This window comes from Coriobacterium glomerans PW2 (assembly GCF_000195315.1).
Classification (GTDB): Bacteria; Actinomycetota; Coriobacteriia; order Coriobacteriales; family Coriobacteriaceae; genus Coriobacterium; species Coriobacterium glomerans.
This window is the reverse complement of the sequence record NC_015389.1, coordinates 1580241-1595916: the sequence shown is the minus strand read 5'-3', so window position 1 is coordinate 1595916 and position 15676 is coordinate 1580241. Positions and strand designations below refer to the sequence as shown.

The window sequence follows — 15676 nt, the reverse complement described above, 5'->3', positions numbered from 1 at the left end:
CGCCGAAGGTTCGTTTCAGATCGGCACGCCAACCCGGTTCGCGCCTGAGTGCGAGCCGGGTTTCGCATATCTGTTTGCTGTTTCGCTTGCGGTGAGGCTGCTGCGCGATGCATGGTCAAAGCCATTGAAAATCCTGCTATGATAGGATGCATCGATCAGGGGCCGTCTTCAAGCACCGACACGCACAACGAGGAGATCATCTGTGAATCGCACTAAAATCGCCCGAATCTATACAGATGCCGAGAGTCTCGGTGGTGAGCTGGTCACCGTCGCGGGTTGGGTGAGATCCATTCGCGATATGAAGAACTTCGGGTTCATCACGATCAACGACGGCAGCAGCTTTCGCGATCTGCAGATCGTCATGAATCGGGATCAACTCGACAATTATGATGAGATAGCGCATCAGAATGTTTCTGCGGCTCTTGTGGCCACAGGGGTCGTGAAGCTCACACCTGATGCCCCCCAGCCGTTTGAGCTGACTGCCGAGACCATTCGCGTCGAGGGCGCCTCGGCTCCGGACTATCCGCTTCAAAAAAAGCGTGCGACCGTCGAGTATCTGCGAACGCAGCAGCATCTTCGTCCGAGGACCAATCTGTTTCGAGCGGTGTTTCGCATTCGCTCCGTCACCGCCGCAGCGATCCATCGCTTTTTCCAAGAACGCGGATTCGTCTATGTGAACACGCCGATCATCACGGCGAACGACGCCGAGGGCGCCGGCGAGATGTTCCATGTGACAACGATCGATCCGATGAATCCCCCGCTCTCACCGAACGGAGAGATCGACTGGAGCAAAGACTTCTTCGGGGTTCCCGCCTCACTCACCGTTTCGGGTCAGCTGAACGCTGAGAACTTCGCCATGGCTTTCGGGGATGTGTACACATTCGGCCCGACCTTTCGAGCTGAGAACTCTAACACCGCACGCCATGCGGCGGAGTTCTGGATGGTCGAGCCCGAGATGGCCTTTGCCGATCTCGCCGATGACATGGATCTGGCAGAGCAGATGCTGAAGTTTCTGATCAGCGAAGTCCAGCGCCTGTGCCCCGACGAGCTCGCCATGCTCAATCGTTTCGTGGATAAAGGGCTGATGGAACGGCTCAGCCATGTGGCGGCCTCAACGTTCGCGCGTGTGACCTACACGCGCGCCATCGAGATATTGCAGGCTGCGGTCGAGGCGGGAGAGAATTTCGAGTACCCTGTCTCATGGGGTATCGACCTGCAGACCGAGCACGAACGGTATCTCACGGAGCGTCATTTCAAGAGGCCGACGTTCGTGAGCGACTATCCCGCGCAGATCAAGGCGTTCTACATGCGTATGAACGATGACGGAAAGACCGTCGCCGCCATGGATTGTCTGGTGCCGGGCATCGGCGAGATCATCGGGGGCAGTCAGCGCGAGGAGCGCCTCGACAGACTCGAGCGTCGTATAGCCGATCTGGGCATGGATGCCGAGCAGTATCGCCCTTACCTGGATCTGCGTCGCTATGGAACAAACAGGCATGCGGGCTTCGGGCTCGGGTTCGAGCGCATGGTGATGTATCTCACCGGCGTCTCGAACATCCGCGATGTGTTGCCGCATCCGCGCACCGTGGGCAACGCGGAGTTCTAGCGCCCGTCCGCGCGGCTGCGAAAAGCCTATCTGTCATGCAAGAGCGCGTCGCGCTTCGCCATCTGAGGCCCCGTGGGGATCGCACCTGTACGGCCGCGATCCCCGCGGGGCTCACCCTGCGTTAACACTTCGTAACGCTTTGGCGTGACGAGAAAACCACGGTTACCATAAAGCTGAGACCATGCGCATCTTCGTGCGGGATCATCGAGGATGCAGGCCAGCTGCCGATGAGGTCGCGGCGATTCATATAAAGAGGAGGTCGCATATGAGGCGACACATATCAGCTGGCGGCAGGATCTGTGCCGCAGCTTATATCGCGGCGGTGACGCTGATCATAGCGATCGCGCTGAGCGCATGCGGGATCGCATCTGAAACGGATTTTTCGCGAGGCGACGCCGCACATGCGAGGTTCCGCATCGGCGTGCTTCAATTCACCGAGCACAGCGCTATGGATCAGGCCAGCGCGGGTTTCGTCAGCGCCCTCGACGACGCGGGGATCTCCTACCGCATCGATCATCAGAGCGCCCAAGGCGATCAATCCGGCTGCCAGACGATCTGTGAGAAGCTCGTCAACGACGAGGATGACCTCATTTTCGCGCTCGGCACCCAAGCTGCCCAGTCCGCGGCGTCTGCGACACCCGATATCCCGATCGTCGGCTCCGCTATCACAGATTATGCCGAGGCGGGGCTCGTCGAATCGAACGATAGTCCGAACACCAACGTCACGGGCACCTCAGATCTGACACCGGTTGCCGATCAGATAGAGCTTCTCCATACCTTGCTGCCGGATGCGAAGACCGTCGGGCTGCTGTATTGCTCTGGCGAGAGCAATTCGGCCGAGCAGATCAAGATGGCTGAGGAGGCCTGCGACAAGCGCGGCCTTTCAACCAAGCGCTACACCGTATCGAGTTCAAATGAGATTCAGCAGGTGGTCGAGTCTATGGCCGGTGAGGTCGATGCCATCTACACACCGACCGACAATACGATCGCCGCCGGCATGTCCACGGTTTCCATGGTGGCGACCGAGAGGCACCTGCCTGTGATCGTCGGCAGCGATACCATGGTTGAGGATGGCGGGCTCGCCTCATTCAGCATCGATTACCATGATCTGGGCTACAAGGCAGGGCAGATGGCTGTTAAAATCCTGACCGGTGGCGCCGATCCACAGGATATGGCGATCGAGCATCTCACGGCAGAGGAATGCCGCCTTGTTATCAACAAGCAGGCTGCTCGGGAGCTCGGTGTCGATCTGTCGAGACTCAAGGAGCGAGAGTACACGATGCTCTGAGGTCTCACTTGAACCTCCGCGTCCGAAGCCCGTGTATGCGATCTGCGAATCTGCGAGATCGATTCAGTTACAGCGAAGTTACGGCACCAGCGCGCCTCAGACGCGCTCACGTTGTCATGCTACACTGTGCTGCGCTCTCGACCCGTCGGCGTCACGTGCGGGACACGGCGCGTGAGAGGGATCGATCCTCAGAATCCGGTTCGATTTCAAAGATCTTTCGGTGAAACCTCAAACGTGAGGAGCGGATATGCTGCTGGCATTGCAGGGCGCGGTTTCTCAGGGAATCCTCTGGGGCATCATGGCTCTGGGGGTCCTCATCACGTACAAGCTGCTGGACATTCCCGATCTGACCGTGGATGGCAGCTTCGCGCTCGGGGGCTGCGTCTGCGCGACACTCGTCGTCTCCGGTACCGATCCCTGGCTTGCGCTGATCGGGGCACTGCTGGCCGGAGCCGCCGCCGGTGCGGTCACCGGTATCCTTCATGCGGTGCTCGAGATCCCCGCGATCCTTGCCGGCATCCTGACCATGATCGGATTGTGGTCGATCAACCTGCGCGTCATGGGCAAGTCGAACACGCCACTGCTCAGATGTGCCACGATCTTCACCCGGATCCAGCAGGTGAGCGGGCTGTCCGCGACCGCTGTCGCCGCGCTTGTCGGCATCGTGCTCGCGGTCGCGCTCATCGTCGCGCTCTACTGGTTCTTCGGTACCGAGATCGGCAGCGCGCTGCGCGCGACCGGTGCGAACGAGGATATGGTGCGAGCTCTCGGTGTGAACACGAGGATCACCAAGATAATCGGTCTCATGCTCGCCAACGGTCTCGTGGGCTTATCCGGTGGGCTCATCAGTCAGAGTCAGAGATACGCCGATATAGGCATGGGTACCGGTGCCATCGTCATCGGTCTCGCCGCCATCGTGATCGGTGAGGTGCTCGGCCGGCTCGGCCCCGGTGGGCTGAGAGCCTTCGGCAGCCGCTTGATCGCGGCCGTCGCGGGATCAGTCGCGTACTTTCTCGTTCGCGCTGTCGTGCTTCAGCTCGGGATGAATGCGAACGACATGAAGCTGCTGTCTGCCGCGATCGTCGTGATCGCCCTGAGCGTACCGGTCATGGTGGAGAAAATGCAGCTCAAGAGGAGATACAGGCGGGCCTGCCGCCTGAGGGGAGGGGAGCGCTGATGCTCGAGATCGCTCATGTCTCCAAGACCTTCAACGCAGCCACCGTCAATGAGAGGCGCGCGCTGATCGATGTGAATCTTCAGCTCGACGAAGGGGAGTTCGCGACCGTCATCGGTGGCAACGGCGCGGGGAAGTCGACGCTCCTGAACATGATCGCCGGAGTCGATCCGATCGATGCGGGGACGATCAGCCTGGATGGCATGGACATATCGAGACTCAGCGAGGCCGCCCGGGCTCGCTACCTCGGCCGGGTTTTTCAAGATCCCATGAAAGGAACCGCCGCGGACATGCAGATCGTTGAGAATCTCGCCCTCGCTCGACGTCGAGGGCGACGTCGCGGGCTCGCGTGGGGCGTCACGCGAGCGGAGCGTGCTTCATATTCCGAACTGCTCGCCTCGCTCGATCTCGGTCTCGAGAGCAGACTCTCCTGCAAGGTCGGACTCATGTCCGGCGGTCAGCGACAGGCGCTCACGCTGCTCATGGCGACGCTGACTCAACCCAAGCTCCTCCTGCTTGACGAACACACCGCCGCGCTCGACCCCAAGACCGCGATGAAGGTTCTCGATCTGACCGAGCGCATCATCGCCGAGCACAACTTGTGCGCGCTCATGGTGACGCATAACATGCACGATGCTATCCGCCTCGGAAATCGACTCATCATGATGCACGCGGGATCTGTCATCTTTGAGGCGTCCGGCGCGGAGAAGCGCGCGCTCAGCGTGTCGGATCTGCTTCAGAAGTTCGAGGCGGCCGCCGGAGGCGCTTTCGCGAACGACCGCATGCTTCTGAGCTGATGTAGCAAATGGATGCAATCGGTACCTCGATAGGGATTTCCAACCGCGGAGCCGATATGGAGAGGGCACAATAGGGGGCGAGATGCAGAGCCGATGGGTTGGAGTGACGCGTGACACATAGCAATGACGCACAGCTGCCGGATTACGTCGAGCTGCCTGCGAGACAGGGCCCGGCGGGGCGGGAGGCATATGGGTGGATCGATTTCAGCAAGCTGCCCAACACCCGCGATCTGGGAGGTCTGATCGGTGCCGACGGGCGTCGCGTCAAATCGAGGCTGCTGCTTCGCTCGGGTGCACTCGGCTTCGCCTCGGACGAGGACCTCGACCGTCTGCGCGACGAATATCGATTGGCCCTCGTCGTCGATCTGAGAAACGACACCGAGCGCTCCGAGGTCCCAGATCCTATGGATCACTTTCCCGAAGCGCGTTACCTGCAGGCGGATATCCTGTCGAAAGAGACGCTCGGCATCACGCAGGAGAAGGCGACCAGACAAGTCGCCGAGATGCGGCGCGCCGTCGAGGAGCGCGACTCCGAGCGGTTCATGGCTCTGCTGTATCCCCAGATGCTGTTCAGCGATTCGGGCATGAAGGGCTACCGCGAGATGTTCGAGGCGATCATCGGCACCGAGCGGGGCGCAGCGCTGTGGCACTGCTACGTTGGCCGGGATCGCTGCGGGTTGGGCTCGATACTCATCGAGTCGGCACTGGGAGTCTCCATGCGCGATATGGAGACTGATTATCTGGCGACGAATCGCTACGCCCCCGTGGAGATGAGCCGTGACACGCCGGCGAGTCACACCTCGTTCAAGTCCGCATCCGATGCGGTCGCCAACGAATACGGCGATTACCTCGGCTATATCGAGCACGCGCTCAAAATCTCGAAAAGCGGTATCGCCGATATGCGCGCACGTTTTCTGGAGCGTCGCTAGAGGGACCGAGCGGGCCTCGCAAGTCGATCGATCGTCTCTGCCAGCGCGCATGCATCTCCGGTGAAGTGATGCGCGCGCATGCCGGCGATCTCGGCGCCGATGCAGTTGTCGGCATTATCGTCAACAAACAGACATGTGGCGACATCTAGGCCGAAACGATGCGCGAGCAAGCGATAGATATCCGGATCGGGCTTCATGATGTGCTCGAAGGCGGATGCCATCCACCCATCCAGCGCCGGGTGAACCGGGGCGCGGGAAAGCTGCTCCTCGATGCGGGTCGAGGCGTTGGACAAAACATAGATGCCGAGCCCGCGTGTCTTGAGATCGAGGGCGAGGCGGTTCGTCTCCTCGATCGGCCGCGAATGGGCCGGCCATCCGGCGATGAGAGCGTCAAGATTCGGTCGAAGCCGCCGCGGCAGGTGCTCGGCGGCGACTCGCGCCATGGTTTGATGGCTGATCGCACCCGCGTCGAGCAGCGCCCATTCCGTTCTACCGAACAACGCCGCGTCGAGCAGCCGCGCGTCGTCCTCGTTTTCAGCGAAGACTCGGGCGAAAGCGAGGCCGTCGAAGGTCATGAGCACGCCGCCCATATCGAATATGACGCTCTCGATTGCAGCGGACCGACCGTGCTCCTGTCTTGACTTCGTGTCCATCTGAGCGCTCCCAATGGTTTCTCGTCGTCGGCCGCCAAGGCGAAAGGCAACTTCGACCTCACCTGTCGCTCATGCGCCTGTTGAATGCGAGTGGTATCCCTTGCCGCTCGCTCATGTCACCATGATAGCGAAGATACGCGGTGATCCAACCGATTGCGAAAGGATTTTTGTCTGATTCGCTGTCAATTCTTGTGTTGTGGACTCCATCGATCCTGTCCGGAGAACAGCTGCCACTCGCATCGACTCGCGCCGGCCCGCGAGCCCGCGCTCACCCTCGCGCTCATGGCGCTGCACTACCGCATCACCTGTCGGGCCCGCGAGCGGATGCTGCTCCCAGATGAGCGATGAGGGAGCCGAGCGGCGCGACGCGCGCTGCTTGAGATCGGCTTGCCAGATCGGCGCGGGGCGCCTGCGCGCATGGGGGGACTTCGGATCCGTTCGTCCCGAGGAGCATATTCCTCAAATCCTTTCAAAAAGTCAGAAAAATCCAAGTGATCTCTGATATCTTAGCCTTGGATAACAACATCGGACCGGCTGGAAGGGACAGGGGAGATCGCAACGAACGTCACGAATAAGGGGCTTGACGAGCTCCCGGTCGGAGCCGATGCGCTGATCGCATCGGTCGATTCGGATGATATCGCGCTCAGGCAGCACATCTTCGACATGGGACTGACACCGGGCACCGAGGTGACCATGGTGAAATATGCGCCCATGGGCGACCCGCTCGAGATCTGCCTGCGCGGCTACGAGCTCACGCTGCGGCGGGCGGATGCCGCTCGCATCCGCCTTGCTGATGCTCATGTTCGCTCATCGACGCCGGCTGAGCGCGATCGTCTCGCCGCGGTGGCGCATCCGGCGATCGGCGAGCGCTCCAGCCGTCCGCACGAGAGCGGCGCAGCCCTTCGCGTTGGAGCGCCGCTCTCTCTGGCGCTCGCGGGAAATCAGAATTGCGGCAAGACCACGCTGTTCAACCAGCTGACCGGAGCGAACCAGCATGTTGGCAACTTCCCCGGTGTGACGGTCGCGCGCAAGGACGGGCGCATGCGCAACCATCCCGAGGTGACACTCACCGATCTGCCGGGAATCTACTCGCTTTCGCCCTATACCGGTGAGGAGGTTGTGAGCAGGCAGTTCATCTTGAATGAGCATCCGAGTGCCATCATCGATATCGTGGACGCCTCCAACATCGAGCGCAACCTCTATCTGACGCTCCAGCTCATGGAGCTGGAGCGACCTCTCGTCATCGCGCTCAACATGATGGACGAGGTGGCGGCAAACGGGGGCACCGTCGATATCAATGTTCTCGAGAGCATGCTCGGGGTGCCGGTCGTTCCGATCTCCGCCGTGAGAGACGAGGGCATCGACGAGCTGGTGGAGCATGCCATTCATGTCGCGCGCTTTCAGGAGCGGCCCACGCAGCCGGACTTCTGCGCGACCGAGGGTCGAGCCATCGGCGCGACGCATCGCTGCATTCAGGCCGTCGCGGCTCTCATAGCCGACCACGCCGAGCGCGCCGGCATCCCGGTGCGCTTCGCCGCGACCAAACTCATCGAGGGCGATCACCTCGTGATCGAGGCTCTTGGGCTCGAGTGCAACGAGAGCGCGGCCATCGAGCACATCATTGCACAGATGGAGGCGGAGACAGGCACCGATCGCTTGGCGGCATTGGCTGATATGCGCTTCACGTTCATCGAGCAGATTTGTCAGGCGAGCGTCATCTGTCCGCGCTGCAGCCGCGAGCACGCGCGTTCGGTTGCGATCGATCGCCTGCTCACAGGTCGCTACACGGCCATCCCGGTGTTCGCGGTGATCATGGGACTCGTTTTTTGGCTGACGTTCGGCCCGTTGGGTTCATGGATGAAGGAGCTGATGCAGCAACTCGTCGATGTGTTCACGCGGGCCTGTGCTGCCGGTCTGCTCGCAGCAGGTGTCAACTCGACGGTTCGCTCACTGGTGATCGACGGCGTTTTCGTCGGCGTGGGCACCGTGCTGTCGTTTCTGCCGCTCATCGTGATTTTGTTTCTGCTGCTTTCGCTGCTGGAGGACTCAGGTTACATGGCCCGCGTCGCTTTCGTAATGGACAAGGTACTGCGTCACCTCGGCCTTTCCGGTCGAAGCTTCGTTCCGATGCTCGTCGGCTTCGGTTGCAGCGTGCCGGCTATCATGGCCACAAGGACGCTTCCGTCTGAGCATGATCGAAAGATGACGGTCCTGTTGACGCCATTTATAAGCTGTTCAGCGAAGCTGCCGGTCTATGGCCTTCTCTGTGCGGCCTTCTTTCCGGACAACACCGTCATCGTGATGACATCGCTGTATATGATCGGGATTCTCGCAGGCGTGATCGTCGCGTTCGTGTTGAGACGCACGGCCTTCCGAGGCGATCCGGTGCCGTTCATCATGGAGCTGCCGAACTATCGGATGCCCGGTCCGCGCACGACTCTCATGCTCATGTGGAGCAAAATCAAAGATTTCGTGACGCGAGCCTTCACGATCATCTTCATCGCGAGCGTGGTCATCTGGTTTCTGCAGACCTTCGATTTCCGGTTGAATGTGGTGGCAGATCAGTCGCAGAGCCTGCTCGCTGCGCTGGGTGGTCTTCTCGCGCCCGTCTTCGGACCGCTTGGATTCGGCGATTGGCGCGCATCCACAGCGCTGGTCACCGGACTTCTGGCAAAGGAGAGCGTCATCTCGACATTGAGCGTGCTGCTCGGTTCGATATCCGGCGATGCGCTCGCCTCTTTGTTCACCCCTGCCAGCGCGTACGCCTTCTTGGTGTTCACGCTGCTGTATCCACCCTGCGTCGCCGCCATCAGCGCCGTGCGCAACGAGCTGGGCGTCCGCTGCGCACTCGCCATGTTTGCGCTGCAATGCGGAATCGCTTGGACGGTGGCGCTCGTGGCGCGCATCCTGCTTCGCGCAATCGGACTCTTTTAGCGCGGTTCGCTCGGTCTTCGCAGCAGGGGCCTGTTGTCGCGGCAGAACACCAGCAGGGAGTAGATGTACACGGCGCCCCGGACGCACAGATTGACGATCACCAATATGATGCCCTGATCGATATAGCCCGTTGGAGTGCAAAGGATCGCAGCCGTCAGATAGGCGATGCCGAAGACGATGGTTGCGGTTCCGGCGAAGCGATGGGTGAGAAACCAGTTGCGCTCATCATGCAGAGCCCAAGGCGTCTTGTAACCGAAGAAGTAGTTCTGTCGCACGCGGGGCAGAAAATTCCCCAGCGCCAGCATCGCGGAGCCGATGATCGCATAGAAGAGCCGAGCCACGATACCGGTCTGGGTGATCTCGGGTGCCACGGCCCATACGGTGATATCCGGAAGCCAGGTAACGGCGATGACGAGCATCACGCAAACAACTGCAAACGCCCGATAGACCTTCTTGAACCGATCGAAATTGCGTCCTCGCGGATCGATCTGCGGAACGATCCACATGACCACCACAACCAAGAAGGGAATCGCATCGAATACGAGAGCCATCCACCTCGGAGCCCATCCGTCGATGCCGTATTGTCCCCAATGCGTGGGTATCAATGCGGGCAGCTGAGGATAAAGCAGGGCATGGATCAGCATCGACGCACACGTCAGCGCGATGAGTGCGATCCATGCTCGAAGACTGAGGGGGTCTCCGGCCCACGCCGGCCGGCTGTGGGCCTGATCACGATCTCGGGTCATGCGAGCCCTCCGAATCCGTCGCATCGGAAAACGAGTAGAACCATCTCATGAGGGATTGCATGACCGTCATGTTCAGCGTGTAGATGATCTGCTGTCCCCGACGCTCGTCCTCAATGAGTCCCGCGGCTTTGAGCTTTCCGAGATGGTGGCTGATGGAGGGCTTGGTCATGTCGAAGTGCGCGGCGATCTCTCCAGCGGTCATGCTGCCGTCACGCAACAGCTCGAGCATGCGCCGCCGAGTTGGATCGGCGAGCGCCTTGAACCCTTCTTTTGACATTCGCTTCGACTTCCGTCTCGGTCCGCGCTGGCCAGACGAGATGCTGACCAATTGCATTATAGAAATGCGAGAACGTCTGTCAATGCGAGCACGCGGGTCCGGCGCGTCTGCCGATAGCGCCCGAAAGGCTCATACTGGGTACAACAGCTGCGCGATAGGCAACCGTCGCCGCATCGGCGGCCAAGCGGTTCGATAGCGTCCTTATGGCAAAGGTGGTCTCGATGAGCGATGCTCGACATGTCTCCCATGTGTTCGGTCCGCTGTTCAACGAGAGCAGCAGTGTGCTCATCTTGGGGTCGTTCCCCTCGGTGCGCTCGCGCGAGCAGGCTTTCTACTATGGCAATCCGCAGAACCGCTTCTGGCGTGTCGTCGCCGCATGCCTGTCTGCGCCTGTTCCGGTGAACGAAGGGGACCCGCTTGGCGAAGCAGGTGACATCGCGACGCGCGCGCAGTCGGTCGCGCAGAAGCGCAGATTGCTGCTCGAGCATGGAATCGCCGTATGGGATGTGATCGAGAGCTGCGATATCTCAGGATCGAGTGACGCGAGCATCAGAAACGTCGAACCCGTCGCGATCGAGACCGTCATCGCCGTCTCACCGATCGAGCGCATCCTGTGCAACGGTGCGTTGGCCGGTCGACTCTATCATCGCTATCTCGAGGAGCACGTCGGAATGGCAGCCGAGGTCCTGCCCTCTACGAGTCCGGCGAACGCCGCTTGGTCGCTTGCGCGGCTGGTCGAGCGATGGAGACCGGCTCTCGGCAGTTCATCTTGAGGGCGCCGCTGCGGGTGATCAGCGCGGATCCTCGTCCGGGCCGCGGCCGGTTTCGCGCGCGAGCGCTCGGCAGCGGCGCCGCATCTTCCAACGGTAGAGGAAGCGAGGCAGCGCGCAGGGCACCTCGATGATGCCATCTGTCGCCATGATCGACGCGCCGGTGCGCACCGCCAAGATGAGCTGATCGATCGCCTCCGAGGTTCGTCGTCTGAGTCTTCCCATGCGGGGGGTTCCAGCGGTCGGGACTATCATGCCGTCGCCGGCCACGACGAGCGCCCCGCCCCACATGAGATCGGCCACCCGGCAGAAGCAGCCGAGCACGCCGCAGGCCGCCCGGCCCCGAGCGGCATCGTAGAGACCGAGGTTTGATATGGCGTAGATGCGCGCGCCTCGGGCGAGTGCATCCATCTCACTCAGCTGCTCGAGCAGTCGTATCGCGCCAGATGGAAGCGCGGCGAGATAGACCGGGTATCCGATCACGATGGTATCGCAGCTCGCCAAGGTCTCAAGCGAGCTCGTCGCATCGCACGAGGACCCGACCACCTCGCGTTGGCGCAGCTCGCCGTCGGCGCTCATCTGAAAGCGGATGATCTCGGCGTGCTCATCTCGAACCGCCCGCGCATCGTCTTCGAAAGAATGAGCCGAGATCCGCTCGTAGGCATAGAAAGCGTCTTCGAAGTCATCGAGCAGCAACGAGGTGGCGCTGGCATCTCCGTTCGGGCTTGCGCACACGCATGCGATGCGGCCGGGGAGCGGGCGCGCAGAGGGTCGCGCGTCGCTCGCTCGCACGGGTTGCCCCGGCCGTGCGCCTTCAAAAGCGGCTGAGGCGACGCCAAGCTCGTCTGCGCGCTCTGGAAACCACACGCCCACGAGGTCAAGGCCGACGTCGTCGCACATCGTCGAGGCGATCTGCATGAAGCACGATCGCTCACATGCGCTCGACGCCCCGTAGAGCCAGATGCTCGTCCGCGTCCGCGTTCCCGTGCCGCCTGCTCGAGCCGATCCGCCGTAGCGTCGTCGATGATGGGTCTTCCGATCGATGATGCGAGAACACGGATGCGCAGCCGGGATCCAGCGATCGAGCGCGCACTTCACCGGCGAGCTCACGGCGCCGAACGTGTTTCGGCTTGCGATCCACAGCTCGTCTGCGGCTCCGAGCAGCGCTCCCAGATCTCCCGGGGCGTCGCGGATGACGCAGGGTCCCGGCGTCGCCGTCCAGCAGCTCAAGCACCCCCTGCAGTCACCGGAGTCCCCCAGGACCTCCGGTCCTATGACGACGTCGCACGCCTCATCGAGCTGCGATCGCCGCCGATCGTCCCGTTCGATGTCGCAGATGAGAACCCTCATCTCTCATCACCCGCTCCGGTCTTCATCAGTCGCATCTTGCCCACGGTCAGCCGCGCCTCGATCGACGCGGAGCCGTCACCGGTACGCAGAACACGGCTGCGGCCGTGTTCATCGCGTCTATCGCTGGTCTTGAAATCGGTCGAGAAATCACCCAGGGTCGTCTCGACATGCGCGGTGAAGCCCGTGTCGGCGGGCAGCTCGATCGTTGCCTCTCCCGTGGTCAGAGAACAGGTGAGAGATCGCGGTGCCGAGCTCTCGCAGACCGCGGTCACCTTGCCGGCGGTCAGCTTGATGCCAAGTTCTTCGGCGACGGTGCCGCGCATGCGGATGCTGCCGGAGGTGGCGTCAAGCGACAGATGATCCGTCGAGAGCCCGTCCACCTTCAGATCCCCGGCCGTGATCGAGAGCTCGCAGCTTCCACAGGAAACCCCATCGAGGCGGCAGTCGCTCGCCCCGGCGCTCACCTTCACGTGATCGAGCCGAGCGGCACCGAGCTTCTCCGGCGGCAGCCTGACGCGAAGACGCTCGTCTCCTGTCGCGCCACGACCTGTTCCGCGCGACCACAGGAATTGGAGAGGATCCGACTGGAAACCGCGGTGGGATCTCCGCGGATGGCGATCGATCCGCAAGGTTCCGTCTTCGACCGCGCACGACGGCGCGGGGGCATCGCGACGATGGGTGGCTGTGACCTCGATGCCGCCGTTCGCGGTGTCACCGTTCGTGATTTCGACATCGTCGGCGGTATCCTCGATGTCAAGACCGGTGACCGTCGATGGGTCGAAGGACCATGTCCGGGTCGTCGCGCTCGCATCTGGCTGAAGCCAGGGCACCTGCGGCAGAGCTGAGCGGACGAGCCCCGAGCACCAGGGTAGTCCGATCGCCAAGACGATCACCCCTGCGATGAGCGCGATGCCGCAGCCGGCTTTCAGCCGAGCCCCACGCGACAGCCGCGAGAGGTCGTTCAGGCGGCTCATCGCGGCACCTCCTCATCAGCGCGGCTGCGATCGAGATCGTCCTCGATGACGCCGGCGATCCAGCGAAAGATCGGGATGGTGAGAAACACGAGCCAGGCCCAGTCGAAGCTCCAGATGATTCCGATGGCGAAAAACAGGATGACGGTGAAGATCCCATACGGAAAGGAGCTGAGCGTCCCCCGTCGGCGGCTGGGCCTCCCATCAGCTCTGTTCGTACGGAAGCGGGATTCCGGCAGCGGAATCCGCTCGGGGGTATCGGCGCGCGACGCCGCTGCAGCTGCCGCTTGCGCGGCCTGCGCGGCGGCAGCGCTCGCCTCAGTGACCGCCGACAGCGCCCGCTCGGCGCGCTCCCGCTCGACTCGGAGCTGCTCTTCGTCGCGAGCGCGCTCCCGAGTGGTCTCGCGCGTCGCGGCCGCGGCCTCCTCGACGAGGTCCTCGGCCGTCCCGCCAAAAGGCGCGCCGACGAGCTCATCGAGGCTGACGCTGTAGAGGCGGGCGAGCGCGATGAGATTGTCCGTGTCCGGTGACGACTCCGCACGCTCCCATTTCGAGATGGCCTGTCGAGAAAGGCCGAGACGCTGGGCGAGTTCCTCCTGACTGTAGCCTTTCGTGCGTCGGAGTTCTGCCAAACGCTGCGCGGTCTGAACGTTCATGATCGGTTTCCCTTCGCGGCGCACCCGTGCCAAGCTGCGGGCATGTGTCTGATTGTAGCCTAACGCGATACAGCTCAGCGCGCATGGGACGCAGCGAGCCGGCGGCGGCCGCGACATTTCCGCGGCGCCCGTCGGCACCCGCGATTTCGAAGTCGCTCGCATCCACGATGATGCCCGAGCCGTCTCGGTTGCGCCACCGCTTCTGGTGGGCATGTGGGCAACTTTTGGTTGCGGGGAAGATGAGCTGCGGGAATGACGCGAATCTTCATTGTCTGCGCCGGCACGTCCAGAAAGCCGCCGCGCAGGCAGAGCTGGCGGATCATCGGCGTATCCTCATCGATCTGCTGAGCGCTGGCTACAGAGGTGCCCCCGCAGACTTCGATTATCGCGTCCGCTCCCACGCTGCATCCGCGGCGGCGATAGCGCGCCTCATGCAAGGGAATCTGTTCTCGTCGAGGTGGCGGATACTCGCTTTGGACCTGTCGTGGCGATATCTTCACAGGTCGCTTGATGGAGCAGCAGCTTCTGCACAGCATATGAGATGCTGCGCAGCGCGCTCTTCTCGATGACATCGCCGATATCGTATGCTGTTGTGAGTTCGAGCAGCGTGAAGTGGAGCCAACCGAGGTTGAGTTTGCTCTGGTGGACTGGAAGGCACCGTACTTGATGCCCTACTTGATGTCAGACACTGCTGTAGAAGATGCCTGTGTATGACAAGAAAGCGCTTTCGTCGATTTGCTTCGGGAATACGTTAAAACAGATGGATGATTCCATAACCGTCGATGGTTTTTCGATCTTGATCCTAAAACATCTCGCCGATGAAGATCCGGCAGAGATCGACTGCGGTTTGGGGCAGCGGCTGCTTTGACAGACAACGAAACTCGACCGAGCTCGTCAGATTGATATGGTAAAAATCGTCTACCTATTCTGAATTTCCATCCACTGACGTGGAATTGCAAACAACGTAGTCTAAATATACGGATATCACACCGGCTGTATATCTGGAATGGGAGTCCGGACTTTCATGGTATTCGACAAAGCCTGATGCTGCAGCGGAAAGGAAATGGATAGCCAGTCCCCGTGTGGTCAATACATCTGTTTTGAACATGCGGGTCAAGTGGCAGGCGATTGATACCTGGCCTCAGTACTCAAAATGCGCGATGTCGATGTGGGAATGCAGCCAGCTTCAATCGGAGGCGATCATGCCACATTTTTCATCAGGAGACGCGATGGCACAGCGATGCTTTGCCACTAAGAATGGAGCAACACGATGGTCGCGCACATACAGATGCGTTATCCCCGGAGAGCGAGTTTGATGGCTATTCAGCTGCCGAGAAGGGGTTCCACCACTGCGAGTCTATCTGAGACCGCGAATCCTGATTCAGGGTGCCTCACTGCGGTTCCGGAGACGTTCGTTCCGCTGTGCATCGTCGATCACGTGATGCACGAGGTTCATTTCACCCAACATCAGACCCAATCAGAGAAAGGTAGAGTGCTGATGGCAATGAAAGTTCACTGATAGAAA

General features: G+C 61.2%; 15 protein-coding genes. 9 read left to right on the top strand and 6 right to left on the bottom strand.

Annotation, left to right across the window (positions count from 1 at the left end):
• Positions 1 to 202 precede the first annotated feature (202 nt).
• The 5 genes from asnS (at position 203) to CORGL_RS06985 (ending at position 5794) form a co-directional block, all read left to right on the top strand.
• Positions 203 to 1606, top strand: a complete 1404-nt coding sequence (asnS, locus tag CORGL_RS07005; protein ID WP_013709212.1) for an asparagine--tRNA ligase — start codon at positions 203 to 205, stop codon at positions 1604 to 1606.
• A gap of 265 nt (positions 1607 to 1871) precedes the next feature.
• On the top strand, positions 1872 to 2894 hold the full coding sequence (locus CORGL_RS07000; protein ID WP_013709211.1) for an ABC transporter substrate-binding protein: 1023 nt from the start codon (positions 1872 to 1874) through the stop codon (positions 2892 to 2894).
• A 247-nt stretch (positions 2895 to 3141) separates the two neighbouring features.
• On the top strand, positions 3142 to 4071 hold the full coding sequence (locus tag CORGL_RS06995) for an ABC transporter permease (protein WP_013709210.1): 930 nt from the start codon (positions 3142 to 3144) through the stop codon (positions 4069 to 4071).
• Entirely contained in the window at positions 4071 to 4865 is a 795-nt protein-coding gene (locus CORGL_RS06990; RefSeq protein WP_013709209.1) for an ABC transporter ATP-binding protein, read from the top strand. The genes CORGL_RS06995 and CORGL_RS06990 overlap by 1 nt, the downstream gene beginning before the upstream one ends.
• A 110-nt stretch (positions 4866 to 4975) precedes the next feature.
• Positions 4976 to 5794: a tyrosine-protein phosphatase gene (locus CORGL_RS06985; protein ID WP_013709208.1), complete on the top strand. Its 819-nt coding sequence runs from the start codon at positions 4976 to 4978 to the stop codon at positions 5792 to 5794.
• Here the strand turns inward: CORGL_RS06985 and CORGL_RS06980 are convergent.
• Positions 5791 to 6447, bottom strand: a complete 657-nt coding sequence (locus tag CORGL_RS06980; RefSeq protein WP_013709207.1) for an HAD family hydrolase — start codon at positions 6445 to 6447, stop codon at positions 5791 to 5793. The two genes, CORGL_RS06985 and CORGL_RS06980, sit on opposite strands and share 4 nt — an antisense overlap.
• A gap of 189 nt (positions 6448 to 6636) precedes the next feature.
• Here CORGL_RS06980 and CORGL_RS09970 point away from each other — a divergent pair, with 189 nt between their 5' ends.
• Positions 6637 to 6795, top strand: coding sequence for a hypothetical protein (locus tag CORGL_RS09970; protein ID WP_172633552.1), 159 nt, complete (start codon positions 6637 to 6639; stop codon positions 6793 to 6795).
• A gap of 204 nt (positions 6796 to 6999) precedes the next feature.
• Positions 7000 to 9381 (top strand): ferrous iron transport protein B, encoded by a 2382-nt coding sequence (gene feoB / locus CORGL_RS06975; RefSeq protein ID WP_013709206.1) that lies wholly within the window; start codon positions 7000 to 7002, stop codon positions 9379 to 9381.
• Here feoB and CORGL_RS06970 read toward each other — a convergent pair.
• Entirely contained in the window at positions 9378 to 10127 is a 750-nt protein-coding gene (locus CORGL_RS06970) for an SdpI family protein (RefSeq protein WP_013709205.1), read from the bottom strand. The genes feoB and CORGL_RS06970 overlap by 4 nt on opposite strands.
• On the bottom strand, positions 10111 to 10404 hold the full coding sequence (locus CORGL_RS06965; protein ID WP_013709204.1) for an autorepressor SdpR family transcription factor: 294 nt from the start codon (positions 10402 to 10404) through the stop codon (positions 10111 to 10113). The genes CORGL_RS06970 and CORGL_RS06965 overlap by 17 nt, the downstream gene beginning before the upstream one ends.
• Positions 10405 to 10607: 203 nt before the next feature.
• On the opposite strand from CORGL_RS06965, the gene CORGL_RS06960 reads away from it, so the two are divergent.
• A complete protein-coding gene (locus tag CORGL_RS06960; RefSeq protein WP_245526896.1) occupies positions 10608 to 11177 on the top strand; it encodes a uracil-DNA glycosylase family protein in 570 nt (189 codons plus the stop codon).
• An 18-nt stretch (positions 11178 to 11195) separates the two neighbouring features.
• Here the strand turns inward: CORGL_RS06960 and CORGL_RS09465 are convergent, their stop codons facing one another.
• Genes CORGL_RS09465 through CORGL_RS09705 form a run of 3 tightly spaced genes read right to left on the bottom strand, consistent with a single transcriptional unit; the run spans position 11196 to position 14151 of the window.
• The gene (locus CORGL_RS09465) at positions 11196 to 12524 is read right to left on the bottom strand and encodes a hypothetical protein (RefSeq protein ID WP_013709202.1); all 1329 of its coding nucleotides are present in this window, start codon (positions 12522 to 12524) and stop codon (positions 11196 to 11198) included.
• Entirely contained in the window at positions 12521 to 13498 is a 978-nt protein-coding gene (locus tag CORGL_RS06950; RefSeq protein WP_013709201.1) for a DUF4097 family beta strand repeat-containing protein, read from the bottom strand. The genes CORGL_RS09465 and CORGL_RS06950 overlap by 4 nt, the downstream gene beginning before the upstream one ends.
• Entirely contained in the window at positions 13495 to 14151 is a 657-nt protein-coding gene (locus CORGL_RS09705) for a helix-turn-helix domain-containing protein (protein WP_013709200.1), read from the bottom strand. The genes CORGL_RS06950 and CORGL_RS09705 overlap by 4 nt, the downstream gene beginning before the upstream one ends.
• A gap of 706 nt (positions 14152 to 14857) precedes the next feature.
• Between CORGL_RS09705 and CORGL_RS09840 the strand changes: the two genes are divergently transcribed.
• The gene (locus CORGL_RS09840) at positions 14858 to 15019 is read left to right on the top strand and encodes a hypothetical protein (RefSeq protein WP_156789820.1); all 162 of its coding nucleotides are present in this window, start codon (positions 14858 to 14860) and stop codon (positions 15017 to 15019) included.
• Positions 15020 to 15676: the final 657 nt, after the last annotated feature.